The 25784-nt window shown below is 71.3% G+C and carries 21 protein-coding genes; 7 read left to right on the top strand and 14 right to left on the bottom strand.

The annotated features are described in order from the left end of the window. Positions 1–26: 26 nt before the first annotated feature. Positions 27–3737, top strand: coding sequence for a PQQ-dependent sugar dehydrogenase (locus AB0K00_RS12185; RefSeq protein ID WP_363519162.1), 3711 nt, complete (start codon positions 27–29; stop codon positions 3735–3737). A gap of 1 nt (position 3738) precedes the next feature. Here AB0K00_RS12185 and AB0K00_RS12180 read toward each other — a convergent pair whose 3' ends face one another. Next, entirely contained in the window at positions 3739–4575 is an 837-nt protein-coding gene (locus tag AB0K00_RS12180; protein WP_363519160.1) for a DUF5753 domain-containing protein, read from the bottom strand. 157 nt (positions 4576–4732) lie between these two features. After that, positions 4733–4978, bottom strand: a complete 246-nt coding sequence (locus AB0K00_RS12175) for a hypothetical protein (RefSeq protein ID WP_363519158.1) — start codon at positions 4976–4978, stop codon at positions 4733–4735. A 777-nt stretch (positions 4979–5755) separates the two neighbouring features. Between AB0K00_RS12175 and AB0K00_RS12170 the strand changes: the two genes are divergently transcribed. Then, positions 5756–8488: an EAL domain-containing protein gene (locus tag AB0K00_RS12170; RefSeq protein ID WP_363519155.1), complete on the top strand. Its 2733-nt coding sequence runs from the start codon at positions 5756–5758 to the stop codon at positions 8486–8488. A gap of 1524 nt (positions 8489–10012) precedes the next feature. Here AB0K00_RS12170 and AB0K00_RS12165 read toward each other — a convergent pair. Then, complete coding sequence (locus tag AB0K00_RS12165; protein WP_363519152.1) at positions 10013–10660, bottom strand: hypothetical protein; 648 nt, start codon at positions 10658–10660, stop codon at positions 10013–10015. Between the two features lie 149 nt (positions 10661–10809). Between AB0K00_RS12165 and AB0K00_RS12160 the strand changes: the two genes are divergently transcribed. Next, positions 10810–11889 carry an LLM class flavin-dependent oxidoreductase gene (locus AB0K00_RS12160; protein ID WP_363519149.1) on the top strand — a complete coding sequence of 360 codons (1080 nt, stop codon included), beginning with the start codon at positions 10810–10812 and terminating at the stop codon, positions 11887–11889. Here the strand turns inward: AB0K00_RS12160 and AB0K00_RS12155 are convergent. Next, a complete protein-coding gene (locus AB0K00_RS12155) occupies positions 11852–12571 on the bottom strand; it encodes a M50 family metallopeptidase (RefSeq protein WP_363519146.1) in 720 nt (239 codons plus the stop codon). The two genes, AB0K00_RS12160 and AB0K00_RS12155, sit on opposite strands and share 38 nt — an antisense overlap. Before the next feature lie 39 nt (positions 12572–12610). Here AB0K00_RS12155 and AB0K00_RS12150 point away from each other — a divergent pair, with 39 nt between their 5' ends. The 3 genes from AB0K00_RS12150 to AB0K00_RS12140 all read left to right on the top strand — a co-directional run bounded on the left by AB0K00_RS12150 (position 12611) and on the right by AB0K00_RS12140 (position 15246). Beyond that, entirely contained in the window at positions 12611–13165 is a 555-nt protein-coding gene (locus AB0K00_RS12150) for a GNAT family N-acetyltransferase (RefSeq protein ID WP_363519143.1), read from the top strand. Positions 13166–13255: 90 nt separating this feature from the next. Then, entirely contained in the window at positions 13256–14842 is a 1587-nt protein-coding gene (locus AB0K00_RS12145) for a serine/threonine-protein kinase (protein WP_363519140.1), read from the top strand. A gap of 44 nt (positions 14843–14886) precedes the next feature. Further along, entirely contained in the window at positions 14887–15246 is a 360-nt protein-coding gene (locus AB0K00_RS12140) for a DUF1801 domain-containing protein (protein WP_363519137.1), read from the top strand. Positions 15247–15249: 3 nt separating this feature from the next. Here the strand turns inward: AB0K00_RS12140 and AB0K00_RS12135 are convergent, their stop codons facing one another. Genes AB0K00_RS12135 through AB0K00_RS12125 form a run of 3 tightly spaced genes read right to left on the bottom strand, consistent with a single transcriptional unit; the run spans position 15250 to position 18018 of the window. Beyond that, a complete protein-coding gene (locus tag AB0K00_RS12135) occupies positions 15250–15978 on the bottom strand; it encodes an FAD:protein FMN transferase (protein ID WP_363519663.1) in 729 nt (242 codons plus the stop codon). Positions 15979–16005: 27 nt separating this feature from the next. Beyond that, the gene (locus AB0K00_RS12130) at positions 16006–16602 is read right to left on the bottom strand and encodes an FMN-binding protein (RefSeq protein ID WP_363519134.1); all 597 of its coding nucleotides are present in this window, start codon (positions 16600–16602) and stop codon (positions 16006–16008) included. Between the two features lie 33 nt (positions 16603–16635). After that, positions 16636–18018 carry a ferredoxin reductase family protein gene (locus tag AB0K00_RS12125; RefSeq protein WP_363519132.1) on the bottom strand — a complete coding sequence of 461 codons (1383 nt, stop codon included), beginning with the start codon at positions 18016–18018 and terminating at the stop codon, positions 16636–16638. A gap of 142 nt (positions 18019–18160) precedes the next feature. Between AB0K00_RS12125 and AB0K00_RS12120 the strand changes: the two genes are divergently transcribed. Further along, entirely contained in the window at positions 18161–18685 is a 525-nt protein-coding gene (locus AB0K00_RS12120; RefSeq protein WP_363519129.1) for a hypothetical protein, read from the top strand. 184 nt (positions 18686–18869) lie between these two features. On the opposite strand, the gene AB0K00_RS12115 is transcribed toward AB0K00_RS12120, so the two are convergent. From AB0K00_RS12115 to AB0K00_RS12085, 7 genes are all read right to left on the bottom strand, one after another. After that, on the bottom strand, positions 18870–19346 hold the full coding sequence (locus AB0K00_RS12115; protein WP_363519126.1) for a GNAT family N-acetyltransferase: 477 nt from the start codon (positions 19344–19346) through the stop codon (positions 18870–18872). A 141-nt stretch (positions 19347–19487) separates the two neighbouring features. Then, positions 19488–20168 carry a DsbA family oxidoreductase gene (locus tag AB0K00_RS12110; RefSeq protein WP_363519123.1) on the bottom strand — a complete coding sequence of 227 codons (681 nt, stop codon included), beginning with the start codon at positions 20166–20168 and terminating at the stop codon, positions 19488–19490. A gap of 69 nt (positions 20169–20237) precedes the next feature. Continuing rightward, positions 20238–21440, bottom strand: a complete 1203-nt coding sequence (locus tag AB0K00_RS12105) for a hypothetical protein (RefSeq protein WP_363519120.1) — start codon at positions 21438–21440, stop codon at positions 20238–20240. A gap of 11 nt (positions 21441–21451) precedes the next feature. Continuing rightward, positions 21452–22978 carry an alkaline phosphatase D family protein gene (locus AB0K00_RS12100; RefSeq protein ID WP_363519117.1) on the bottom strand — a complete coding sequence of 509 codons (1527 nt, stop codon included), beginning with the start codon at positions 22976–22978 and terminating at the stop codon, positions 21452–21454. A 45-nt stretch (positions 22979–23023) separates the two neighbouring features. Continuing rightward, positions 23024–23941, bottom strand: a complete 918-nt coding sequence (locus AB0K00_RS12095) for a helix-turn-helix domain-containing protein (RefSeq protein WP_363519114.1) — start codon at positions 23939–23941, stop codon at positions 23024–23026. A gap of 101 nt (positions 23942–24042) precedes the next feature. After that, a complete protein-coding gene (locus AB0K00_RS12090) occupies positions 24043–24546 on the bottom strand; it encodes a hypothetical protein (RefSeq protein ID WP_363519112.1) in 504 nt (167 codons plus the stop codon). Positions 24547–24611: 65 nt separating this feature from the next. Next, positions 24612–25622: a nitronate monooxygenase family protein gene (locus AB0K00_RS12085; RefSeq protein ID WP_363519109.1), complete on the bottom strand. Its 1011-nt coding sequence runs from the start codon at positions 25620–25622 to the stop codon at positions 24612–24614. Positions 25623–25784: the final 162 nt, after the last annotated feature.

The following is a 25784-nucleotide window of genomic DNA, read 5'->3' as shown; positions in this document are numbered from 1 at the left end:
CCACCCCCATCAGGAGAGGACGGTTCATGTCGACGCGTCGACGTACCGTGCGTGCTTTTCTTGCCGCCATCCTTGCGGCGGGCGCCCTCGTGCCCTTGTCCGGCGCGCCGGAGGCCGCCGCGTTGACCCTGCCGGCCGGCTTCCAGGAGCAGGTCGTCTTCGGCGGGCTGACGAACCCGACCAACATCGAGTTCTCGCCCGACGGCCGGGTCTTCGTTGCCGAGAAGAGCGGGCTGATCAAGGTCTTCGACAGCCTGGCCGACACCACCCCGGACGTCTTCGCCGACCTGCGCACCAAGGTCCACGACCAGTGGGACCGGGGCCTGCTCGGCCTCGCCCTGGCGCCGGGCTTCCCCACCAACCCGTGGGTCTACGTCCTGTACTCCTACGACGCGCTGCCGGGCGGCACCGCGCCGAAGTGGAACGACGTCTGCGCCGACGCCAACAACGGCAACTGCATCGTCACCGGCCGGCTGTCGCGGCTGCAGGCCAGCGGCAACCAGATGACCGGCACCGAGCAGGTGCTGATCACCGACTGGTGCCAGCAGTTCCCCAGTCACTCGATCGGCGACCTGCACTTCGGTGCCGACGGCGCGCTCTACGCCTCCTCCGGTGACGGCGCCAGCTTCAGCGCCACCGACTACGGTCAGTTCGGCAGCCCCGCCAACCCGTGCGGCGACCCGCCGTCGGCCGCCGGCACCGCGCTGACCCCGCCGACCGCCGAGGGCGGCGCGCTGCGCGCGCAGGACGTCCGCACCACCACCGACCCGACGGCGCTCAACGGCACCATCATCCGGATCGACCCGGCGACCGGCGCCGCGCTGCCGACCAACCCGAACTTCGCCGCCGCGGACGCCAACGCCCGGCGGATCGTGGCCTACGGCATGCGCAACCCGTTCCGGTTCACCATGAAGCCCGGCACGAACGAGCTGTGGAGCGGCGAGGTCGGCTGGACCACGTTCGAGGAGATCAACCGGGTGCAGAACCCGGTCGCCAGCACCGTCGGCAACTACGGCTGGCCGTGCATCGAGGGCCCGAACGTCCAGGGCGGCTACGACGGCGCCAACCTCAACCTGTGCGAGCCGATGTACGGCGCCAGCCCGTCGGTGCCGAACGTCCAGCCGTACTTCTCCTGGAACCACAACGCCACGGTCGTGGCCGGCGAGACCTGCCCCAGCGGCGGCTCCTCGTCCTCCGGCGTCGCGTTCTATCCCGGCAGCGGCCCCTACCCGGCCGCCTACCAGGGCGCGCTGTTCTTCTCCGACTACAGCCGGGACTGCATCTGGGCCATGATGCCCGCCACCGCCGGCGGCCTGCCGTCCACCTCGAACATCATCACGTTCGCGGCCGGCGCCGCCGACCCGGTCGACCTGGCCATCGGCCCCGGCAACGAGCTGTACTACGTGGACCTCGGCGGTGGCACCGTGCGCCGGTTCCGGTACTACGCCGGCAACCAGCCGCCGGTCGCGTCGATCACCACCAACCGCACCTCCGGCGGCACGCCGCTCACGGTGAACTTCGACGGCTCCACGTCATCCGACGCCGACCCCGCCGACCAGGGCCTGCTCAGCTACAAGTGGGACTTCACCAACGACAACGTCTTCGACACGCCCGACCTCCCGGCCAGCGTCACCGCAAGTCACACGTACACCGCCCCGGGGACGTACACGGCCAAGCTCCGGGTCACCGACACGCTCGGTGTCACCAACGACAAGACGGTGACGATCACGGCCGGCAACGACGCGCCGACCGCGGTCATCGACACGCCCGCGGTCAGCTACACCTGGGCGGTCGGCAACACGATCAGCTTCACCGGCCACGCCAGCGACCCGCAGCAGGGCACCGTGCCCGCGTCCGGGCTCAGCTGGACGATCGTGCTGCACCACTGCTCGTCGCCGGGCGTGTGCCACGAGCACCCGATGCAGACCCTCAACGGCGTCGCCGGTGGCACGCTCACCGCGCCGGACCACGAGTATCCGTCGTATCTGGAGTTCCGGCTGACGGCCACCGACTCGGGCGGGCTGACCAGCACCACCACCGTCAACGTGCAGCCCAAGACGGTCGACCTGACGTTCGTCAGCAACCCCGCCGGGCTCAACCTGACCGTCGGCCCGACGAGCCAGGCGGCGCCGTTCACCCGCACCGTCATCCAGGGCTCGACCAACACGGTCAGCGCGCCGACGCCGCAGCTGTACAACAGCGTGCCGCAGGCCTTCAACACGTGGTCCGACGGCGGGGCGCAGACCCACGTCATCACCGCGCCGGCGACCGACACCACGTACACGGCCGGCTACGTGTCCTCCTGCAAGGACACCTACGGCTACGTGTGCTCGGCGTCGCCGCGGGCGTTCGTGCCGGCCGACGGCACCGTGCTGCCGCTCACCGGCGACGACAACATGAGCCAGATCTCACTGCCGTTCGGCTTCAAGTTCTACGGCACCACGTACAACTCGGCCTGGATCGACACCAACGGCCGGCTGAGCTTCGCCAACCAGGGCACGTCCGGGACCACGCACGGCGCGATCCCGTCGGCGGCCACCCCGAACTCGTCGGTGTACGCCTACTGGACCGACCTCGTCGTCGACGGCTCGGCCAGCGTGCGGACCGCGGTGACCGGCGCCGCGCCCAACCGGCAGTTCGTGGTCGAGTGGCGCAACGCCTACCAGTACGGGTACACGTCCCGGCGGATCAACGCCGAGGCGATCCTGTACGAGAACGGTGACGTCGTCACCAACTACTCCGGCATCGACAACACCGCCGAGGCCGGCGCGTCCTCCACCGTCGGCATCGAGAACGCCAACGGCACCGTCGGCATCCAGTTCTCCAACAACACCTCGGCGCTGCAGAACGGCATGGGCGTGCTGTTCAAGTCGCCCGGTGGCCCCGCCGACCCGCCGCCGGTGACAGGCACCGTCACCGGCACAGTGACCACCCAGGGCACCGGTGCGCCGGTGGCCGGCGCGACGGTGACGCTCACCCCGGGCGGGACGACGAAGGTCACCGCCGCCAACGGCACCTACACGTTCTCCGGCGTGCCGGCCGGGTCCTACACGGTGACCGCCGCGGTCGGCTCGGGCGGGCAGTGCGGCGGAGGCGGGGCGTCCGCCCCGGTGAACGTCGCGGCCGGCACCACCACCGTCAACCTGGCGCTGACGCAGGGCACCGACGCGTTCGGTTACACCTGCGCCGACGGCCCCCGGACGTTCATCGACGGCGACACGCCGCTGACGCTCACCGGCGACGACAGCATCGTGCAGCTCACCACGCCGTTCCCGGTCAAGCTGTACGGCACCGCGTACACCTCGGTCTGGGTCGACACCAACGGCAAGGCGAGCTTCGTCAACCCCGGCGCGGCCAACGCCGACCACACGACGCTGCCGACCACGCTCGTGCCCAACGCGACGGTCTACCCGTTCTGGTCGGACCTCGTCGTGGACGGCCAGTCCAGCGTCCGCACCGCGACCACCGGTGCGGCGCCGAACCGGGCCTACGTCATCGAGTGGCGCAACGTGTTCCTCTACGGCAACACGTCGCGGCGCCTCACCTTCGAGGCGGTCTTCTACGAGAACGGCGACATCGCCTTCGCGTACAAGGACCTCGACAACGCGTTCGAGCGGGGCAGCAACGCCACCGTCGGCATCGAGAACGCCGCCGGGACCGTCGCCTACCAGTACGTCAACAACCAGCCGGTGCTGGTCAGCGGCAACGGGGTGCTCTTCCACCCGCCGGCCGGCTGACTCAGCCCCGTTTCAGCTCCGCGGCCACCTGCCGCATGAGGTCGATCGAGGCCTCATGCGGCAGGGCCATCCCGGCCAGCCCGCGCAGCCCTTCGGTGTGCGCGGCGATCAGCTCCGGCTCCTCGAGCAGCTGGCCGCCCTTGTGCAGGATCCCGTCGTCGGCCCCGAACTCGAGCACCGTGAACGCGCCGTCCCACCCGATGTGGTGACCGGCGTTGAACGGCACGACGCGGATATCGGTGTACGGGCGCTGCGCGAACTCGACCGCGTGCTCGATCTGGTCGACGAGCACTGCCTCGTCGTCGTGCAGCGGCAGCCGGCGCAGCACCGACTCGTCGATCAGCGCCTGGAACCGCGACGGCGACTCCCGCTCGAACAGCTCACTCTGCCGCCGCAGCCGGAACTCGACGCGCTGCTCGTGATCGCCGGCCTTCTGCTCGGCGGTCGTCGCGGTCGCGTACCGCCGGGTCTGCATGAGCTCGGGGAACTGCATCGGCTCGAACGTGCCGACGAACACCGCCTCGGCCTCGAACCCCACGTAGCTGAGCAGGGAACCGGGCAGGGCGGCACGGTACTCGTCCCACCACATCCGCCGTTTCGCCGCCCGGGCCAGTTCCAGCAGGTCGTCGACCAGCTGGGTGTCGTGGAGCCGGTAATAGGCCAGAAGGCTGCGCAGGTCGCTGACCGAGATGGCGACGGTGCCGTTCTCGATCCGGATCAGCTTCGACAGTGACCACTCCATTTCGGCGGCCACCAGGTCCTGGGTCAGTTCACGTTCCCGCCGGAGCCGTCGCAACTCGGCCCGAAGGCGACGCTTGCCCACGATCGGTCCACTCATGGACTCTTCCCCCAAATCGCGTCCAGATGGCAACGCGGCGTCTCTACCCGATTCGCGGCGAATGCACCTAGTGACTTCAGCCCCGTGATTTCAGCCTGGGGATTTCCGCTGGGGGCGTGCGATGGCCAGGAAGATCTTGGCCATCGCGCTGGCAGGACTACCGGTGCAGCCGCGGCGCCGCGTGGCCGCCGCGGGTCGTCCCGGCGGCGCCGTCCGGGGCGCCGCGCTGGGCGAGGTTGAGTCCGACGAGGACGCCGGCGGCCACCGCGAGGGCGACGACGATCACGCCGACCGCGATCCACCAGGCGGTTGCGCTGCTCACCGAGGACGGCTGGGCGGGCGGCTGGGTGGGCAGCCGGGCGGGCACGGCCGCGGGGACCGTTGGCAGCCGGGTGGGCGGCACCCGCTGCTGCGGCGCCGCCGGTTGCCGTGTTGCCGGTTGCCGCTCCGGTACGGGCGGCTGGCGGTCCTGCGTGAGCGGCTCCCGCGGTGGGGGCTGCTCGTCGAGCGGCGGCTCAGTCCGTACCGTGGCCGCTTTTTTGGCTTTTGTGCTTTTCCGCGGTTCTCGCACCGGCGGAGGCGGGGGCTCGGCCCCCGCCGGTGCGAACGTGTCCTCATCGGCGAACCCGTCGTCCTCGACCGTCGCCCAGGGGGAGGGGCGGACGGTCCAGTTGGACGCGCGCGCGTAGTAGACCGGTGCCTCCGCGGGATGTGCGTCGCCGCCCTGCTGCCGGGGGGATGGCTCGCGAGTGGGTGGTGACGCCGTCGGCGGAGGGGCCGGTGGGATCTGCGGTGCCGGTCGGTCCGGCGCGGTCGGTGCCCAGGGGGATGGGGCGACCGGCTGGACCTGCGGTGCTGTCCGGGAGCGTGGCACCTCACGCGGCGGCGGGAAGTAGATCCCGTCCTCCGTGTGGTCGTCATTGCGACGTCTGTGGTGCCGGCCCTCGGTCATCGAGTTCCCTTCTCTCGGCGAGGCCGCTACGCAGCGCAAGGATGAGGAAGCACGCTGCGGTCAACCTAGCACTGGGGGCCGTCGATGTGTGACCGTTCGGCTACCCAGTGATCAAGGCGCTTCGCGGTATCTGAGGATCGCGCAATTCGCACATTCTTCTGGAATTTCTCAGAACTGGCACCGCCCCGCCGAATGTCCAGCACGTCCCAGCGGGTGGAGGCCCTGTCAATGTCAGTCGATGTGCGGTCGGTGCGGTCGCACCCGGCGCTGCGCGGCGCCGTGGCACTCGCGGTGCTGAGCGTCGGCTGGCTCCTCGCGCAGTGGCCGCAGGTGCTCGGCCACCCCGCGATCGGCTGGATTCCCGTGCCGCTCAGCGCCGGCCTGGCCGCCGCCGTGTGCTTCCGCACCGCCCGCCTCGCCGGCCCCGCCGGCCGCTTCTGGCGCCACCTCGGCGTCATCATGCTCATCCTGCTCGCCGGCGTCCTCAGCAGCGCCCTGGACAGCCTGGCCGGCCCGGACGCGCCGACGCAGCGCTCCGGCGGTGTCACGATGACGCTGTACCTGGGTGCCGTCCTGGTCCTCGTCTGGGCCCTGCTGCGGCTGCCGGTGCGCCGCCGGTTGATCACGTTCGGGCTCGACCTCGCCGTCGTGGTCTGCGCCGTAAGCCTCATGACCTGGTTCTTCGCCGCTCGCGGCTCGGTCGAGCTGGCCCGGGTCACCGGCACCGCGTGGGCCATCTTCGGCGTGGTGGTGCTGCTCTTCGCGGGTCTCCTGGCCGTCGCCAAGGTCGCCCTGGCCGGCACCGGCGGGCTCGACCGCGCCGCGCTGTGGGTCCTCGGCGGCACCGTCATCGTCGGCGCCGCCCTCGGTGCGGTCGCGCCGCTGCTGGAGGCCCGGCCGTACCTCAACGACTGCCACCTGTCGATCCCGATCTGCGCCGCCGGCGTCACCCTCGCCGCCCTCGTGCAGCGCCACGCCACCCCGGCGTCGCTGGCCGCCCCTCGCGCGCCGTCCCGCCCGTTCAGCCTGCTGCCGTATGCGGCGGTCATCGTCGCCGACGGCTTCGTCCTGGCCGGCATCAGCCCCGACCAGCGTGACACCCGGGTCCTCGTCGCCGGCTCCGTCGTGCTCACGCTGCTGGTCGTCGCGCGGCAGCTGGTCTCCTTCTTCGAGAACACCAGCCTGCTGGCCCGCGTCGACGCCAGCCTGCTGGAGCTGCGCCGGCACGAGCGCCGCTTCCGCTCCCTCGTGCAGAACTCCGCGGACATCTTCGCCATCACCGACGCCGCGGGGCGGGTCACCTATGCGAGCCCGAGCCTGCTGCGGTTCCTGGGCCTCGCCGCCGAGGACCTCCTGGGCGCGACCGTCAGCGACCGGATCCACCCCGACGACCTGGCCGAGGCCCGCCGGTCGAGGCCCGCGCCCGCCGGCACGGTGACCCTCCAGCTGCGGTTGCGCCACGCGGACGGCGACTGGCGCTGGCTCGAGGTGGTCAGCAGCAACCTCCTGCACGATCCCAGCGTCCGGGGCATGGTCACCAACGCCCGCGACGTCACCGAGGCCCGCCGGTATCAGGACCAGCTCAGCTACCAGGCCTCGCATGACGCGCTCACGGGTCTGGCGAACCGGGCCTTGTTCCACGCCGCCACCACCCATGCGGTCCGGGTCGCGCAGTCGCCCCCGCCCGTCGGCGGTGGCTTTGGTGGCTTTAGTGGCGCTGGCGACGGTGGCGTTCCGGTGGGGTCCGGCCGGGGTGGGCTCGCCCTTGCGCTCGTCGACCTCGACGACTTCAAGGCCATCAACGACCGGCTCGGCCACGCCGTTGGCGACGCCCTCCTCGTCGAGGTCAGCGAGCGCCTGCGGGCCAGCGTCCGCCCCGGCGACACCGTCGCCCGTCTCGGCGGCGACGAGTTCGCGGTCCTCCTGCCCGACGCCACCGCCGCCGAGAGCGCCCGCATCGCCGAGACGTTCATCGACGCCCTCGCCGCCCCGGTCCGCGCCGCCGGGTACGAGCTGCTCATCCAGGCGAGCATCGGCGTCGCCCGGTACACCGCCGACTGCGACGCCAGCGACCTGCTCCGCCGCGCCGACATGGCCATGTACGCGGCGAAGGAGCTCGGCAAGAGCCGCTGGGTCGAATACGGCCCGGAGCTGGACGCCCACGCGGTCGAGCACGCCCAGATCGCCGCCGAACTCAGCCAGGCCCTCGACCGCGACGAGCTGTACGTGCTCTACCAGCCCATCGTCGGCCTCCCCGACGGCGACGTCAGCGGCGTCGAGGCCCTCCTCCGCTGGCGCCACCCCACCCGAGGCCTCGTCTCACCCGTCACGTTCATTCCCGTCGCCGAACGCACCGGCCTCATCGTGGCCATCGGCGCCTGGGTCCTGCGCCAGGCATGCCTGCAGGGCGCACGCTGGACCCTCGAACTCGGTGCCCGTGCCCCCTGGAAAATCAGCGTCAACGCCTCCGCCCGCCAGCTGCTCGAACCGGCCTTCGTCACCACGGTCGCCGACACCCTCGCCGACACCGGCCTCGACCCCACCCGCCTCACCATCGAGATCACCGAGACCGCCGTCTTCGGCGGCGGCCGCGCCCTGGACACCGTCCGCGCCCTGCACGCCCTCGGCGTGAAGATCGCCCTCGACGACTTCGGCACCGGCCACTCCTCACTCGGCCTCCTGCGCACCTGCCCCGTCGACGTCCTCAAGGTCGACAAGTCCTTCGTCGACGGCGTCACGGGCACCGTCGAGCAGGAGGCGATCGCCACCTCGATCAGCGAGATCGCCCAGGCCCTGCGACTGGAGGCGGTGGCTGAGGGCGTCGAGACGGCGGAGCAGGCTTCGCGGTTGCTGGAACTCGGGTACCACCTCGCCCAGGGCTTCCACTTCGCCCGCCCCCTGCCAGCGACCGAGATCCCCCCGCTCTGCACCCCCGAACCGTCCGTGCCCACCCCCGCCTGACCCCGCCCCGCCGGTCCTTTTGATCGTCGTTCGAGCGCCCGGTCCGCAGCTTCAATCATGGGATGTGGCCCGCGTCCACATGGCGGCGCAGGCAAGGACGGACATTGGGCGCAGATCCCGCACACGAGCCGTTCGAACGTCAAAGCCGCCGCCGTCTCAGCACTGACAGCGGCTGGCGGACGGGGGCGGCGGCTGGGTGCGGTGGGTGGCGGCTGGGCGCGGCGGGCGGGCTGCGGCGGGGTGCGATGGGTGAGCGCGGTGCGGCGTGGCGGTGGACACCTGCGGCGCTGGGCACCGCTTCTGGCTGGACTGATGGTCGCCGGCCGTGGTCAGGACGCTGCACGCGGTCGGCATCGAGGTGATCCTCGGGAACCCGGCCGGGGCGGCCCAGGTGCGGCGGCTCAGATGCGGTGGTGGCCGGGCATGGCGGTGGGGGGCTGCGGCGTCGGGAGGCTGTGGCGCCGGGCACCGGTTTCTGGCCGAGCTGATAGCGGCTGGCTGGCGGGGCGCCCAGGTGCGGCGGGCGCGGCGCGGCGGTGGCTGAGTGCGGCGGTGGCTGCGTGCGGCGGGTCAGCGCGGTGCGGCGTGGCGGTGGACACCTGCGGCGCTGGGCACCGCTTCTGGCTGAGCTGATGGTCGCCAACCGTAGTCAGGGCGCTGCATGCGGCTGGCATCGAGGTGATCCTCGGGAACGCGGCGCGGCGGTCCAGGCGCGGTGGTCCAGGCACGGCGGCCCAAATGCGGTGGTGGCCGGGTGTGGCAATGAGCGGCTGTGGCGCCGGGCACCGGTTTCTGGCCAAGCTGATAGCGGCTGGCAGGCGCGGCGCAGCTGCGGCTGGGTGCGGCGGGCAGACGGCGGCTGAGCACGGTGCGGCATGGCGGTGGGCCACTGTGGCGCTGGGCACCGTTTCTGGCTGGGGCTGATGGTCGCCAGCCGTGGTCGGGGCGCTGCACGCGGCCGGCATCGAGGTGATCCTCGGAACGCGGCCGGGGCGGCCCAGGTGCGGCGGCCCAGGTGCGGCGGCCCAAGTGCGGCGGTCGCCGGCGCAGCGGTGGGCGGCAGCGGCGGCTTGGTGCGGCGGGTCAGCGCGGTGCGGCGTGGCAGTGCGCGGCTACGGTGCTGGGCACCGTTCTGGCCGGGCTGCTGCATGTCGGCCGGCCGTGGCCGGGGCGCTGCACGCGGCGGGCGTCGAGGCGATCCTCGGGAACGCCGGCGAGGCGCCCAGGTGTGGCGGCGGGCGGCTGCGGTGCCGGACATCGGCTTTCTGGCCGAGTTGATGGTCGTCGGCCCGGAGCGCCGCCGTAGTGGCCTGAATACGGCGGGCCCATGCGCCGCAGTGGCCTGAGTGGCGGCGGCCCAAGCGCCGCGATGGCCGGGCGGTCAAAGTGCGGCGGTGGGCGGACGCGGCAGTCCGCCCGCCAGCCGGCGGGCGGCAGTGCCGGCGGGCGGGCGTGCCGGCGGGCGAGGCGCGCCAGAGAGGGAGTGGCGTGCCTCGCCCGGCCAGGGTTAGCGGGGCGGGTCGGTCAGGCGGTGCTGCCCCACATCGCGGCGAACGCGGCGGCCTCGCCGGCGAGCCAGCGTTCGACCTCGCCCTGCTTGAGGGCGGGGTCCGGGCGCAGGGCGTCGCCGCGGCGGAGGTCGACGAGGACGGGGGTGGCGTTCGGCAGGACGAGATCCATGTGGCGGGTCATCAGGTGCAGGGTGGCGACCGCCGCCTCGCTCTGTGGCGGGTCCTCGTCGAAGTGCAGGCGGACCGCCTCGCCGTGGCCGTCCGCATACCGCAGGCCGAAATGCGGGTTGATCTTGACGGGAAGGCTGCCCAGCATGCCGAGGGCGTCGCGGGTCGGGGCGATCTCCACCTGGGACAGGTCGCCGAGGGACTCGACGTAGCGCAGTGCGCCGGGGACGACCGACTCATACAGCGGGCGCCACCGCGAGTTGACCTGATCGACGACCGCGTTGAGATAGGTGCCGCCGGTCCGGAACCGGATGTCCGCCTTCAGTGCCTTGACCAGTTGGCCGTGTGGGTTGAAGCCGGAGCCCGACTCTCGCTGGCGGCGCAGGCCGCCCACGAAGCTCGCCTTGCGCGGGCCGGTGCGGCCGACATAGCGCGTGAAACTCAACAGGGTCGCATACGGAACGGACCCCGGGGTGACGGTGGACACGGTCACTTGCGCTCTCCTCCCAGCCAACGAAACCGGCTCAAGAACCCCAGCTCAAGAGCGACTTTCGTACACACATTCTAATCGATCGGAGCCGCATTTCCCAGTCTCGGAGGACAACCTGTGAAACACACCGTTTAAGTAGGTAAGGTGGCGGCATGACGACGTTCCACTGGTTCCTGCCGACGACGGGTGACGGCGATCAGGTCGGTGCGGCGACCGTCGCCGCGGGTGCCGCCACGCACGTCCGGACGCCCACCGTCGCGTACCTGTCGGAGGTGGCCCGGGCGGCGGAGGAGGCCGGGTTCGCCTCGGTGCTGACCCCGGTCGGCGCGGGCTGCCTGGACCCGCTCGTCATGTGTACCGCAATCGCCCAGCACACGACCACGTTGCGGATGCTCGTCGCGTTCCGGGCCGGGTTCACGCTGCCGACGCTGCTCGCCCAGCAGGCGGAGGCGTTCCAGTGGATCTCCGGCGGCCGGCTCGCCCTGAACGTCGTCACCGGCGGTGACCAGCAGGAGCAGCGGGCGTACGGCGACTTCGTCGAGCACGACGGCCGCTACGCGCGCACCGCGGAGTATCTGCAGGTGCTGCGCAACACGTGGAAGGGTGAGCGGTTCGACTTCCACGGCGACTACTACCACATCGAATGTGGCGGCCTGGGTACGCCGCTCGCCGACGTCCCGCCGATCTACTTCGGCGGCGCGTCACCGGCTGCGGAGGACGTGGCCGCCCAGCATGCCGACGTCTACCTGATGTGGGGTGAGCCGCCGGCCGCGATCGCGGAGCGGGTCGCGCGGATGCGGGCCAAGGCCGCCGCGCACGGCCGGACGCTGCGCTTCGGGCTGCGGGTGCACGTCATCGTCCGCGACGACGCCGACCAGGCGTGGGCTGAGGCCGACCGGCTGCTGCGCGGCATGGACCCGGCGCGGATCGCGGCGGCGCAGGCGAGGTTCGCCAGGATGGACTCCGTCGGGCAGGCCCGGATGACGGCGCTCAACGCGGGCACGACCGACGGGCTCGTCATCGCACCCAACCTGTGGGCCGGCGTCGGGCTGGTCCGCGAGGGTGCCGGCACCGCGCTGGTGGGCAGCCCCGCGGAGATCCGGCAGCGCCTGGCCGAATACGAGGGCGTGGACGAGTTCATCCTGTCCGGCTGGCCCCACCTCGAGGAGGCGCACCGGGTCGGCGCGGCGGTGCTCAGCCGGAGATCAGGTCTGACACCGGTCCCAGCATGAGCCGCGTGCCGAACGCCAGCGACGCCAGCGACACGATGACGAAGAACGCGACGAAGATGATCGCCGGCACGCGCGTCAGCCGCCCGATCTGGTCGGCGTCGGAGTTGGGTGCCTGACGGCGGAAGCGCGACTGCTGCAGCTCGAACACGGCCCTGACCCCGCCGAGCAGCATGAACCACGAGAAGGCATACGCGAACGCGCCCTGCACCTGCGGCGACCCGAACCACGAGACCCCGAAGATGATCGCGCCGGCGGCGACGACGGAGACCACGCCGTAGACGTTGCGGATCATGATGAGCATCGCGGCGAGCAGGAGCAGCAGCAGCCAGAGCAGGACCGTGATGCGGCCGGCGCCGAGGACCGCGGCCGCGCCGAGACCCAGCAGCGACGGCGTGATGTAGCCGGCCAGCCCGGTCACCACCATGCCCAGCCCGTTGGGCCGGCCCTTCGACAGCGTCAGCCCCGAGGTGTCGGAGTGCAGCCGGATTCCGGAGAGCCGCCGGCCGCTCAGCACCGCGGCGAGGGCGTGCCCGCCCTCGTGCGCGATGGTCACGAAGTTGCGCATGACCCGCCACGCCGGTCGCAACAGGACCGCCAGCAGGGCGACCACGGCGGTGGCGATGACGACCTCGCGCGGAGGTGCGGGCAGCCGGCTGAATGCGTCGCTCAACTCATCGAACACGAATGCAGAGCCTGCCACCTGACGTGTTGAATGAACAGCGTGGAGATCAGGCGCTTTGTCGACACCGACTGGCACGGCGGCGGCGAGCCCGCCGACGAGCACCGCAGCGAACCCGGCGACGGGCACGGCGACCGCGGCGGGCACGGCGTCTGGGACGTATGGCACGAGGTCGTCGCGGCCGGTGAGAGCTACGACAACGACCCGGCGTCCACCGAGCAGGACGCGAGGTCGCACTGGCTGCTGCCGCCGCCCTTCGAGATCTGGGTGGCGGTCGAGGACGGCGACGTGCTCGGCACCTACAAGGTGGGCCCCAACAAGGGGCGTCTCGGCGATCACGTGGCGAACGCCAGCTTCATGGTGTCGAGTCGTGCGCGAGGCCGCGGCCTGGGTCGCGCGCTCGGCGAGCACTGCCTCGACCGGGCCCGCGAGCTCGGCTTCACCGCGATGCAGTTCAACGCGGTCGTCTCCACCAACACCGTCGCCGTGCGGCTGTGGCGCTCGCTCGGCTTCATCATCGTCGGCACGATTCCCGACGGTTTCCGCAGCACGAAGCACGGGTTGGTCGACTTCCATATCATGTATCGGCAGCTGTGAAGGTCTCCGACGCCCAATGAGTCCCCCTTGAGGGGAGTAATGCCTGGTAATGGTTGTGACCTTCATCTTGCATTCTGTACGAATACCCCGATGCGTACTCCTCCCGAAGCACGCGACGACACCGACGACCGCCTCCGGTCGCTCAGCGAGGACCTCACCGGCTACCGCATCGGTGACGCCTACCAGCTGATCGAGCCGATCGGCGGCGGCGGCACGGGCACCGTGTGGCGTGCCCGGGCGCTGCAGGGCGACGGCGAGGTCGCCGTCAAGCTGCTGCGCGAAGACCTCATGGCGGAGCCGAAGGCGGTCAGCCGCTTCGTCCAGGAGCGCGCGATCCTGCTCATGCTGCGCCACCCGCACATCGTGCGGGTCCGTGACCTGGTCACCGTCGGCACGTCGCTCGGTCTCGTCATGGACCTCGTCGAGGGCGGCAGCCTCCGCGACCACCTGCACGAGCAGGGCACCCTGGCGCCGGCCACGGCCGCGACGCTGCTGGCCCAGGTCGCCGACGCGCTGTCGGCCGCGCACCGGCGCGGCATCGTGCACCGCGACCTCAAGCCCGACAACATCCTGCTCGACCGCGACGACGGCGAGCTGCACACCCGGCTCACCGACTTCGGCATCGCGAGGGTGCTCGACACGCCGAGCATGACCACGCCGGGCGCGCTCGTCGGCACCGCGAACTACATCGCGCCCGAGGCCGTCTACGGCGGGCGGCCGGCCCCGTCCGCGGACGTGTATGCCCTCGGCGTGGTGCTCTTCGAGCTCGTCACCGGGCGGCCGCCCTACGCCGGCGGACCGGCCTGGGCGATCCTGCGCCGGCACGTCGACGAGTCGCCGCAGCGCGTGGAGGGCATGCCGGAGTCGGTCTGGCGGGTCGTGGAGGCCTGCATGGACAAACGTCCAGGCCGCCGCCCATCGGCGAAGGAACTGGCGCATACGCTGCGCGTCGTGGCCAAACGCACCGCCGACGACCCGTCGCTGCCACCCCAACCCGTGATCCATGAGCTGCCCTCCTTCGAGCCGCCGCTGCCGAAGCCGCGGCCGCCGACATCGTCGCGCTCACGTATGACAATTCTGGCGGTCGTGCTCGCGGCGGTGGCCGTGGTCGCCATCCCGGCCTGGCGGGTCGCGCACCGGCCGAGCGCCGAGACCGCGACCCAGCGTCCGGACACGGCGTCGCCGAGCGTGGACAGTCAGGCCGCGAAGCCGCAGCCGAGCGGATCGCCGTCGGTGGGCCGCAGCCGTACACCTGGTGGCTCGAGACTCGGCGCGGGGGTGCCGTCCCGTTCGGCCGGTCCGATCGAGGCGATCGTGTGGGGCGCCTGGCAGTGCGCGGATCAGTACACCTGGGATCTCGGCCATCCGCTGCTGGCGCAGCCGTGCCACCAGACCAGCGCGAGCGGTATCCGCATCGTCGGGCACACCCAGGCGCTGCCCAGCATCCAGGCGGACGTGTCGATCTCCCTCCTCGACGTCGACTCCGGTCAGGTCGTGGACGGTCCCCACCAGTGCACCGGACTGATGTTCACCGACTTCGCCCCGGACCATGACTGCGGGCCGTTCGCCATCACCGCGCAGCACGGCCACAGGTATGCCGTGCTGCAGAAATGGGTCTACACCGGCAGGGCGATCCTGCCCGGCGGAGAGGCCCGCGGACCCGAGTTCGACTGGTAGGAAAAGCCGCTGGAATTGTCGTACCCATGTGGTGAGGTGTCGGCATGATAGCGACCGAGCCCCCGGGCCTCGAGCAACTTCTCGCCGAGCACTGCGCGGACATCGCGGCACTCGCCCGCCACCTGCGGGACGTCATCGTCGAGGCGCGGCCCGAGCTGACCGAGCGCGTCTACAGCGGCTGGCCCGGCCTGGGCTTCCACCATCCCGACCGGGGCTACGTAGCGGCCATCTTCCCCGGCACCGACTCGGTGTCGGTCGGCTTCGAGCACGGCGCCGACATGCCAGACCCGCACGGGCTGCTGCAGGGGACCGGCAAGCGGCTGCGCTACCTGCACTTCACCCTCGACGGCTCCGCGCCGACCCACGAGCACCTGGTCGAGTATCTGGACCTCGCCGTCACGTAGCCCTCAGCCGTCGGTGACCACAGGCAGACCGTCGGACCGCATCGCACGGCCGTCCTCGGTGACGACCGCGCACTCGTGGCCGGGCAGCTGGGCCAGCCAGTCGATGCCCGCCTCGCCCATCGCCAGGGCCGCCGTGGCGTAGGCGTCCGCCGTGCCGAGCTCCGGTCCCACGACGGTCACCGAGCGCAGGGCGGTAGCGGGCGCACCGGTGAAGGGATCGTAGACGTGCAGACCACGCTCATAGGTGCCAGACGTGGCCACCGCCATGTCGGTGACCTCCAGGACCCACGCCAGCGACAGCGCCTCCCACGGATGGCGCACGCCCACCCGCCACGCCGAGCGCCCGGGCGCCGCGCCACGGACGAAGATGTCACCGCCGGCGTTCAGGCAGTGGTGCGAGGAGCCGAGCAGCAGCAGCCGGTCACAGGCGCGCTGCACCGCCCATCCCTTGACGTAGCCCGACGGGTCGAGCTTGCCGCCGGCCATGATGTCGAAGTAGCCCCGCGTCTCGTCCCACAGGGACGTGCACCGGTCGAGGACCTCGCCCACCATCGGCGAGCAGTCCTCCCGCCGCAGCTCGCCACGGCCGAGCCGGCTGATCTCGCTGTCGGCCTTGTAGGTGCTGAAGGTCGCATCGACCAGTCGCAGCCAGGCGAAGACCTCGTCGGCGAGCCGTTCCAGCTCCGGCACCGGCAGGGGGTCGGCGAGGTCGAGGCTGACCGCCATCCCCATCACGTGCTCGACCCGCACCAGCACGGGTCACGCCTGGAACGCGCGGTCGATCGCCGACTGCAGGGACAGCTTGTAGCCGGAGCTGGTGTAGGTGGCCCCGGAGACCGTGTCGATGTCCGCATTCTGCGCGGAGAGCGCCTCGGACCTGAGCTTCGGCAGTGCGGTCTTGTTGATCTGCACGGACCGCGAGTGGTCGCTCGGCGAGTCCAGCACCTTGACGTCGGTGATCTTGCCGCCGGACACGACGATCGACACCTCGACCGACCCGTATTCGACGTAGACGCTGTTGCCGCCGAAGGTGCCGTCCTTCATGGTGGTGCGCGGCGGCTTCGGCGCCGCGGTGGTCGGCTTCGGCGCGCTCGTCGTCTTCGTGGCACCGCCCGCGGGTGGCGCGGCCGTGGTGGTGGTCGCCGTGCTCGCCCCGCCGTTGCCGGCTGGCATCGTCCCCGCCGGCCCGGGGGCGCCGGACGGTGGCGGCACGGAGCCGCTCGGCACGGGCCCGGTCGCCCCGGCGGCCTGTGGGTTCAGGGGCCGGTCGGTCGGGCTGCTGAAACCGGCCTTGGCGCTCACCAGCAGGACGGTGCCCGCCGCGGTGCCGAGCAGGGCGATCATCGCGCGTCTCACGAAGGACCAACTCTCAGAAACGGGAGCACGGCTCTAGAACTCGAAGGGGTCGAGGTGGATCTGCCGCCGCGGCACCCGCAGCCGCCGGAGCACCTGCAGCGACTGCGTGACCAGACCGTCCGGGCCACACAGGTAGATGTCCCGCTCGGTGATGTCGGGCACCAGCTCGCGCATGCCGGTCGGGGTGAACAGGCGCCGCGGGCCCGGGTCGCGCCGGTCACCGACGACGAACCACAGCGTGGCGTGTCGCAGCTCCGCGAGGTGCTCCAGCTCGTCGCGCAGGTGCAGGTCGTGCACGGCAGACGCCCGGTAGATCACCACGGCGCCGGGCGGCAGCTCCTCGAGCAGCGCGCGGATCGGGCCGATGCCGCTGCCGGCCGCGATGAGCACGGTCCGCGACCTGACCCGCCGGCTCGCGGTGAAGTCCCCCCACGGGCCCTCGACGAAGATCCGCGCGCCCGGTCGCAGGTCGCGCAGCGCGTTGGTGTGGCTGCCGACCGTCTTCACGGTGAGCCGGAGCCAGCGTCCGTTGGGCGCGGCGGACAGCGAGAACGGGTGCGCCTGCCACCACATCCCCCGGGTGAGGAACCGCCACCGGAAGAACTGGCCGGCCTGCGCGTCCAGGTCGTGCAGGCGGTTGCCGGTGATGTAGATCGACACCATGTCGGGGCCTTCGGCGACCACGTCCGCCACCCGCAGCCGGTGCCGCAGGTTCAGCGCCAGCGGCGCCACGATCCGGCCCCACACGACCGCGCAGACCATGACGACGTAGAAGACCGTCCACAGCGTGCGCCCGAGCCCCGGCTTGAAGAGCTCCTGCCCGTTGGAGAACTGGTGCGCGAAGCCCAGCAGCAACGCCAGGTATGCGGTCAGGTGCAGGAAGTACCACAGCTCGTAGGGCAGGGCCCGGCGCAGCCGGCGGATGCTCAGCAGGCCGATGCACGTCAGCATGCCCGCCGCCAGGAAGGCGGTGATCATGTCCTGGTATTCGGTCAGGATCGTGCCGACCTCGCTGACGAAGCCGACCCGGTCCGCGCGGGCATAGCCGACGGTGATCAGCGACGCGTGGGCGAGGATCGTGATCAGCACCGAGCCACCGAGCTCGCGGTGCCACAGGCCCAGGTGCCGGGCCCCGATCCACCGCTCGAGGACGGCCAGCCGGCTCATCAGGATGACCTGCATCAGCAGCAGGTAGCCGGCGATCAGCCCGGTGACCCGGCCGGCCGACTGGAAGATCTCGGCGGTCGTGTCGATCGAGCCGGGCTTGGTGCCCAGCCACCACGGCAGCAGGGCGAGCGCGAAGCCACCCCAGAAAAGGGTGCGCAGCAGGAACCGTCCGGCGCTGTTGTGCTCGACGGGCCGTGCCGCTGGGGCGGCAAGGCTGCCGGCCGCGCGTTGTTGCCGAGGGACGGTCATCGTTGATCTTGTCTCATGTGGTTCCACTGCCATTGGTGGTATCAGAACCCGCTGGCCAAGGGCCATGGGCTTAAGCCGGACTTCAACCTGCGCACAAGATGCTCGCACGTGCACCTGACAGGCGCGCCCCTAGAATGGCTCGATGCAGCGATTCTGGCGAATTGCCCTGATCGTCCTCGCGGTCGTGGCCGCGTTCGGTGCGACGGGGCTGGGCGTGGCGTACACGCTCGGGGTCTTCGCCGACGCGGGGCGGTTCCGCGCTGCCCCTGACTGCGCCGTGCTCGACGTGTCGTCGGTTGCCGCACTGGTACCGGCGGCCAAGGTCGAGTCCGACGGCGACAACTGCACGGCCGGGGACGGCAGGACCCAGCTCAACGTCGGCTTCACCGTCGTGTCGAAGAAGGGCACGGTCGGCGGCCCCGAGCTCGCGTCCCGCTACCTCGACGTCGTCGGCGGCACCGGCACCGAATCCCTCGACGGCGTCGGCGACCAGGCGATCCGCCAGCGGGTGCAGGCGATCGGGCAGCCTCAGATCATCACGATGCGGGTCAGCAACCTGATCGTGGTGCTCTCCGTCGCCAACCTGAGCGGCGGCGAGCTGCCGGCGTCCGCGGACACGGGCCTCGTCGAGGTCGCCAGGTCGCTCGCCACGAAACTGCACGGCTGACCCGCGAAACGACCCCGGCTGAACCGCGAAACGACCCCGGCTGAACCGCGAAACGTCCCCGAATGCAAGCGACCCGACCGGGACTGGCGGCCCGGCCGGGCGGATGGGAACACGATCGAACGGGTCCGAACGAGCTAATCTCGCCCGCCATGCACAAAATCACATACCGGACGAATCGGGCATCTCAGGGGAGTTGGCGCAGGAACCGGCCGGCGGCGTCCGAGCGGTCCTGATATCCGAGTGCCTTGTAGAACGCGTGCGCGCCCTCGCGGGTCCGCAGGCTGGTCACCTCGACGCTGTGGCAGCCGCGCATCAGGCCGAACGTCTCGGCGGCCGCGACCAGGCTGGTGCCGATCCCGCGGCCACGGGCGGAGTCGGCGACGGCGAGCGCGACGATCCGCAGCCACGACCCGTCTTTCTCGAATGACGGGATGATGTGCGCGGCGATGACGCCCAGGAGGCGGCCACGCTCGTCCCAGACGAACGCGCCGCCGTCGGGATGGTCGACCCAGGAGCGCATGCGCGCCGCGACGTCGGTCCCCTCCTGCGTATAGCCGAGCAGCTCCAGCAGCGTCGTCACCTGCTCGGTATCGTCGGTCGACAACCGGCGCACCCCGCGGGCGACCTGCATACGGTAGGCGTGCAGCACGTCAGCGCTCATGAATGCAGCGTAGAACCGGCGAGGCCGTTTGTGTCGGCTTGAGCGCAGTCATTCACGTCCGCGGTGCACGTGCATCGTCAACGCGACACTTGACTGTTGCAGCGATCGTTCTACTATCCGCACCCGCAAGTGCACGTGCGGCTAGATCTCGCAGGAGTCGTCGGCGCACGCCTCCGCGGCGGGGGACCCCACGATGGTGAGGGACGACTGGCGCAGTGCCTGCTCGAACACCTCGACGGGCTGCGCGCCGGAGACACCGATCTGCTGGTTGAAGACGAAGAACGGCACGCCGTTGATGCCGTAGGCGCGGGCGGTCGCGATGTCCGAGCGGACGTCGGCCTCGTGCGAGCCGTCGGCGAGGGCCTGCTTGGCCGCCACCTCGTCCAGCCCGACCGCGGCGGCGAGACCCGCGAGCACCGCCTGGTCGCCGATGTCGGCGCCCTCGGTGAAGTACGCGTGCATGAGCCGCTCCTGCAGCGCCGCCTGCTGGCCGTGCGCCTTGGCGAAGTGCAGCAGCCGGTGGGCGTCGAGGGTGTTGGCGGTGCGGGCGCGGTCGAAGTCGTAGGCCAGGCCCTCGTCGGCCGCGATCTGCGTCACGTGCGCGAACATGCCCTTGACCTGCGACGCGGACAGTCCCTTGCGCGCGGCGAGGGACTCGCCGACCGGGCGGGAGTCGCCGACCGGAGTCGACGGGTCGAGCTGGTAGCTGCGCCACTCGACGGTGACGGCACCCTCGAACCGGGACAGGGCCGTCTCCAGGCGGCGCTTGCCGATGTAGCACCACGGGCAGACGATGTCGGACCAGACCTCGACCTGGATCATGCGCGCTCCCTCACTCGTTGACGGTTCAACAATAGCGCGCGCAGATGATCCAGGCCGAGGCCGGAACGGTCACCAGTCCGAGTTCGATCCCCCAGTACCCAGGATGACCTGGTCGAACGTGTTGCCGTCGTTGTCGTCGGTGTACGTGAAGCTGACCTCACCCCACGGCGAGACCGCGACTGACTGCTGCTCCTGGCGACCCGTGGCCGTCTGGCTGAGGACCTGGGCGGCCAGCCGGCCGGTGCCGGTGCCGTCGGGGTTGAAGCCGCGGACCAGCACGTCAGCGGCAGCGGAGTAGCCGACGACCGTGTTCGCCTGGTCGTCGATGCCGATCGACGGGTTGGCGCCGCCGGCCGCCACGAGCGCCTCCACCTGCCGTGGCGTGCCGTCGGCCGCGAACGAGCGGGTCCACACCCCCGCGGTGCCGGTGTGGTCGGACTCCCACGCGACCGCGAACGCACCCGAGAACGACGCCGCGATCGCGGGATGGCGTTGCTGCCCGTCGCCGAGACTGTTCGCGGAGCGGCGGGTCAGGTTGACGGCCCCGTTCGACTTCGCCAGCCGTACCAACCCCACATTGAAGAAGCCGTTCGCGTCGGCGTCCTCGTCCCAGACGACGAGCGCGTCGCCGGACGCCGAGGTGGCGATGTCGGGCTGGTGGTGGCCGCCGGTGGTCTGCGAGGCGGTCACCTCGTATGCCTTCGTCGTCGGTCCGGTGTACCCGGCGGCCTTCACCGTGTACACCGTGCCCTGCACGTCCTCCCAGACCACGCTGAACGCGACGGCGGCGGTGCCCGGCGCTCCGTCAGGGTCGACGGCCACCTTCGGCACGATCTGGTCACCCGCGGCGTCGGCGTTCGCCCGGCCCGAGGCCGTGACGCTGCCGGTGGGGGAGACGACCCGGTAGACGATGTTGAACACGCCGTTGCCGTCCGGGTCCTCGGCCCAGACCACGACCGCGTTGCCTTTGTCGTCCAGGCCCACGTCGGGGCTGACGTGCTTCCAGTTGGTGCCGGAGGTGCCACCGGCCGACAGCTTGAGCTCGTACTTGGCGACGCCGTCGGTGAACAGTCGCAGCCAGACGTCGGAGTGGCTGTTGTTCTCGGGCGCCGTGGTGTCGCGGTCGTCCTCCCAGACCACGGCGACCTGCCCGTTGCGGTTGGCGGCGATGGCGGGCGTGTCCTGGTCGCCGGTGGCGACGCTGTTGGCCGTGGTCCACGTCATCGACGCGGCGGCGAGTGCCAGAGCGGTGGCTGAAGTTGCGAAAACCATTGAGAAGACTCCTACAGGGCCCGGAGGCCGGGCTGGCCGTCGAGGATCGCGAACGACTTGAGGGTGGTGGCGGCCGCGCCGTGCTCGGTGACCGTGCTGACGGCACGGAAGTCGGCCCGGACCTGCGCGGGGCTGATCGTGGTCCGCACGTAACCGCGCAGCCCGGAGTGGAACTTGAGGTGCGGGTTCGTGGCGACGTTGGGGATCGCGGTCGCCGCCGAACCGTTGCCGCCGGACGTGATCGACGTGCAGACCAGTTCGGTGCCGATGGTCGCGGAGTTGCTGTTGGCGTAGTCGGCCTTCAGGTCGTTGGCCCATGCCGCGTGTACGTCACCCGTCAGCACCAGTGGATTGCGGACCGAACGGTCCAGCCAGCCCTGCTGGATGCGGGCCCGAGAGGCGCGGTAACCGTCCCAGGCATCCATGCTTGCGGCGCCGCTCGCGTCGAACTGCCGGGCGAAGAACACCTGCTGGCCAAGGATGTCCCAGGTGCCGTAGTGCTGGGCGAGCCCGTCGAGCAGCCACGCCTCCTGGGCCGCGCCGGTCAGGGTCCGGGTCGTCGTGTCGGCCGCGGCGCAGACCTTCCAGCCGTCGCCGCAGGCCTGGTCGTCGCGGAACTGCCGGGTGTCGAGCATGTGGAACGTGGCCAGGGTGCCCCAGCGGACCCGCCGGAACAGCGGGATGCTGTTGCCCGTCGGTGCCTGGCTCGGCCGCAGCGGCATGTTCTCGTAGTAGGCCCGGTAGGCGGCGGTACGGCGAGCCGTCCACTGTGCGGTGGTCAGCGCCGGGCTGCTGTCGGCGCGCACCATGTTCGCGTAGTTGTTCTCGACCTCGTGGTCGTCGGGGACCACCAGCCACGGCGCGATCGCATGCGCCGCCTGCAGGTCCGGGTCCGACTTGTACTGCGCGTACCGGCGGCGGTAGTCGGCGAGGGAGACGATCTCGGCGCCGGCATGCGCGCGGACCCCGCCGGTGCCGGCGCCGCCCTCGTAGATGTAGTCGCCCAGGTGCAGGATCAGGTCCGGGCGGTCCTCGGCCATGCGTCGGTAGGCGGTGTAGTAGCCCGACTCGTAGTGCGCGCACGACGCGAACGCCATCACCAGGTTCCGGCCGATGGTGCCGGCCGCGGGCGCGGTGCGGGTGCGCCCGACGGGGGAGAGGTGGCCCTGCGCGCGGAAGCGGTAGTAGTACTCGGCGTCGGGCGCGAGCCCGCCCGCGACCACGTGGACGGAGTGCGCGTCGGCGTAGCGGGCGGTCACCGTGCCGGACGCGACCAGGGAGGCGAACGTGTCGGTCGTGGAGACCTGCCAGTCGACGGTGACGTCGGCGTTCGCCATGCCGCCCTGGCCGTCGGCGTTCAGCGGCGACGGGGCGAGCCGGGTCCACAGTACGACGCTGTCTGCGGCCGGTTCGCCGGAGGCGACCCCGAGCTTGAACGGGAACGGGACGGCGGCCTGGGCGCCGGTCAACGGCAGTGCGACGGCCCCGGCGGTGACCAGTCCACTGAGGACGAACGTGCGGCGGCTGAGCCTCTTCATGCCGCACACTTTTATCAGTGTCGATGAACGGGCGGTGTCCGGCAGCTAGCCGCGGGCTGCATTCGGTGTACGGCCGAACTGCTGCCGGAACACCCGGTGGAAGCTGGCCACGTTGACGAACCCGGCCTCCGTGGCGACGTCGATGACCCGCAGGTGCCGCATCGCCGGGTCGGCGAGGTGCCGCGCCGCGCGCTCCAGCCGCAGCCGCCGCACCGTGGCCGCGTAGGACGCCTCGTGCCCGGCGAACAGCCCGTGCACCGTGCGCACCGAGATCCCGAGCCGCCGCGCGGTCACCGCCGGCGACAGGTCCTCGTCGGTGAGATGCTCCTCGATGTCCTCGACGCACGTCTGGTAGGACCTGGGCGAGCGCACCGGGGTCAGCAGCGACGGCTCGAGGGCGATCGACAGCATCCCGGCCGCGTGCAGTGCCAGCCGGGCGGCGGCCGAATCCCGCAGCGGCTCCCGGGCCAAGGTCTCCAACGAGTGCCGCACGGCCGCGCCGACCCCGGTCGTGGTGTCGACGGCGGTGGCGGTGCGCACCGGGTCCACCGTCGACAGCGTCGGCGCGGGTACGAACAGCGACAGCTGCCGGAAGTCCCCGTCGAACTCGAAACGGAACGGCTCGTCGGCGTCGACCACGGCGATGTCGCCCGGGCGCAGCGTCGCCACCCGGCCGTGCTGCGCCATCAGGCTCGTGCCGCGGACCTGCAGGTTGGCGTAGAAGCCGCGGATCGGGTCGCGCTGCACGGCGGCCTCGGTGCGGTGCACCGTCTGCCGCTGCGACTCGATCCGCGCCAGGCTCAGCTCACCCAGCCGCCACTGCGTCACCGAACCCGCGAACCCGCCCCGCAGGTCCGACTCGGGCGTCAACGCCAGGAACGCCTCGCAGATCAGCTCCCGCCAATGCGTGAACTGCTCGGCCGGCGCCAGCGCCGCTGTCGTCCAGTAGCTGCGGTTGTCCACGGTGTACGTCTCCTATGCCGCTCCCAGCCGCCATGCAACGCCGGGTTCCGTAGCATCCGACATGGTTGCGACGTCCTTCCGACACCGTGCTGGCACGAGGATCAGCCGGTCCGGTCGCCGGTCCGCTCGTGCGCTTGCTTGTCGGTCCGCTCGTGCGCTTGCTCGTGCGCTTGCCGGAAATAGGCGTTCGCCGACGCGGTGAACATCAGCGGCACCGCGGCCCAGACGGCGGCGACGTGCAGCGTCCTGGACGCGGCGATCGCCCACCAGGTCAGGTCCGCGTCGTCGGTGGCGGCGCTCAGGGAGTTGCCGTCCGCGAGCCAGGAGACGGGCTCGATCACCAGCGACAGGGTACCGACAATGCCGAGCACCAGGGCGAGAGCGAGACGCGCCCACCGGCGCCCGGCCCGCATCCGCAGGGTGGTGAGGATCGCCGCGGCGTACACCGCGCACCGGAACAGCACGCCGGGCAGCGGATTGTCGCCGGCCTGGTCCGCGGCGACGACGATGACGGTTTCGAGGGCGCCGAACGCGACGGCGGTGAGCCACAGCCCGGACGCGGCGCGCACCGCGACGGGTGGCCGGCCGGTGGTCAGGAGAGTCATACCCTTCACTGTTCGCCGTCGCGAACCGGGCGGCACGCCCCCTGCCCACCGGATCCGTGCTGCGGTTAGCCCCCGTACCGGTTGAGCATCGCCACCGCATCCCGGGTCATCGTCGCGATGACCTCGGCCGCGGGTAGCAGCGACGTGACGAGCCCGACCCCCTGACCGGCCAGCAGCGGCATCTCCTCCAGGTCGCCGGTGGTGAGCCCGCGCATCGGGACCAGGTTGGAGAACCGGTGCATGGTCACCGTCTCCCCGCCGAGGACCGTCTCGCCGATGATCGTCTCCTGTTCTTTCGCTTCTTTTGCTTCTTTTGCGGTGTCGAGCCACTCCCGTACCACCCGGTTGCGCAACACCCGCATCGGGTTGAAGTCCGGCGTCTCCGGCCCGAACATCGACGTGCTGACCGTCTCGGTGGCGTCGAAGCTCACCAGCCGGCTCTTGTACCCGTCGTGCGCGTCCGACTCCCCGGTGGCGACGAACCGCGTGCCGACCCACGCCCCGTCGGCGCCGAGCATCAGCGCGGCGGCCACCCCGCGCCCGTCGGCGATCCCGCCCGCCGCCAGCACGAGCGCCGGCGCGACCGCGTCCACCACGAGCGGCACCAGCGCGAACACCGGCAGCGTGGCCGCGTTGTGCCCACCCGCCTCCTGCCCCTGCGCGACCACGACGTCGACCCCGTCGTCCACCGCCCGCTTCGCCGCGTCGACCGAGCTGAGCTGCTCGAAGACCCGTACGCCCGCGGCGTGCAACTGGTCGATCCAGGCCCGCTTCGGGTGCCTCCAGTGGAACGATGCGACCGCCACCCCGGCCTCGCACACCGCGTCGATCTGCGCCTGCTCGGTGAAGACGGTGATGAAGTTGACGTTGAACGGCCGGTCGGTCTTCGTCTGTATGGTCGTGATCGTCTGCGTCAACGCGGCGGCCGGCATGAGCCCCACCCCGAGCGAGCCGAGCGCCCCCGCGTTGCTGACCGCCACCGGCAACTCCGGTGTCATTCCCACGAACGCCATGCCGGCCTGCGCGATCGGGGTGGTGAGGCCGTACGCCTCGGTGAACCTGGTCCTGAGTGCCATACCCTCCACCGTGCCGAATCCGTGCCGCCGTGGTGTTGCGAACCGCGCACTCCGCGTTGCATTCCGTGCAGACGTCGGCTCATTGACAGAGGCCCACCCCGCCGACAGCGGACGAGATCCAACGCTTCGAACGCTTCTACCGTGACCTCGGCGAGCAGCAGG

Origin of the sequence: Dactylosporangium sp. NPDC049525 (assembly GCF_040676755.1) — a bacterium.
GTDB lineage: Bacteria > Actinomycetota > Actinomycetes > Mycobacteriales > Micromonosporaceae > Dactylosporangium.
This window is presented reverse-complemented; position numbering and strand designations above follow the sequence as displayed.

Excerpts from the sequence above, each read along its gene's own strand:
- AB0K00_RS12100 (WP_363519117.1), bottom strand. The coding sequence starts at position 22,978 with ATGAAGAGGCTCAGCCGCCGCACGTTCGTCCTCAGTGGACTGGTCACC.
- AB0K00_RS12120 (WP_363519129.1), top strand. The coding sequence starts at position 18,161 with ATGCAGCGATTCTGGCGAATTGCCCTGATCGTCCTCGCGGTCGTGGCC.
- AB0K00_RS12125 (WP_363519132.1), bottom strand. The coding sequence starts at position 18,018 with ATGACCGTCCCTCGGCAACAACGCGCGGCCGGCAGCCTTGCCGCCCCA.
- AB0K00_RS12085 (WP_363519109.1), bottom strand. The coding sequence starts at position 25,622 with ATGGCACTCAGGACCAGGTTCACCGAGGCGTACGGCCTCACCACCCCG.
- AB0K00_RS12145 (WP_363519140.1), top strand. The coding sequence starts at position 13,256 with ATGCGTACTCCTCCCGAAGCACGCGACGACACCGACGACCGCCTCCGG.
- AB0K00_RS12180 (WP_363519160.1), bottom strand. The coding sequence starts at position 4,575 with ATGAGTGGACCGATCGTGGGCAAGCGTCGCCTTCGGGCCGAGTTGCGA.
- AB0K00_RS12185 (WP_363519162.1), top strand. The coding sequence starts at position 27 with ATGTCGACGCGTCGACGTACCGTGCGTGCTTTTCTTGCCGCCATCCTT.
- AB0K00_RS12115 (WP_363519126.1), bottom strand. The coding sequence starts at position 19,346 with ATGAGCGCTGACGTGCTGCACGCCTACCGTATGCAGGTCGCCCGCGGG.
- AB0K00_RS12110 (WP_363519123.1), bottom strand. The coding sequence starts at position 20,168 with ATGATCCAGGTCGAGGTCTGGTCCGACATCGTCTGCCCGTGGTGCTAC.
- AB0K00_RS12140 (WP_363519137.1), top strand. The coding sequence starts at position 14,887 with ATGATAGCGACCGAGCCCCCGGGCCTCGAGCAACTTCTCGCCGAGCAC.
- AB0K00_RS12160 (WP_363519149.1), top strand. The coding sequence starts at position 10,810 with ATGACGACGTTCCACTGGTTCCTGCCGACGACGGGTGACGGCGATCAG.
- AB0K00_RS12135 (WP_363519663.1), bottom strand. The coding sequence starts at position 15,978 with ATGGGGATGGCGGTCAGCCTCGACCTCGCCGACCCCCTGCCGGTGCCG.
- AB0K00_RS12170 (WP_363519155.1), top strand. The coding sequence starts at position 5,756 with ATGTCAGTCGATGTGCGGTCGGTGCGGTCGCACCCGGCGCTGCGCGGC.
- AB0K00_RS12090 (WP_363519112.1), bottom strand. The coding sequence starts at position 24,546 with ATGACTCTCCTGACCACCGGCCGGCCACCCGTCGCGGTGCGCGCCGCG.
- AB0K00_RS12105 (WP_363519120.1), bottom strand. The coding sequence starts at position 21,440 with ATGGTTTTCGCAACTTCAGCCACCGCTCTGGCACTCGCCGCCGCGTCG.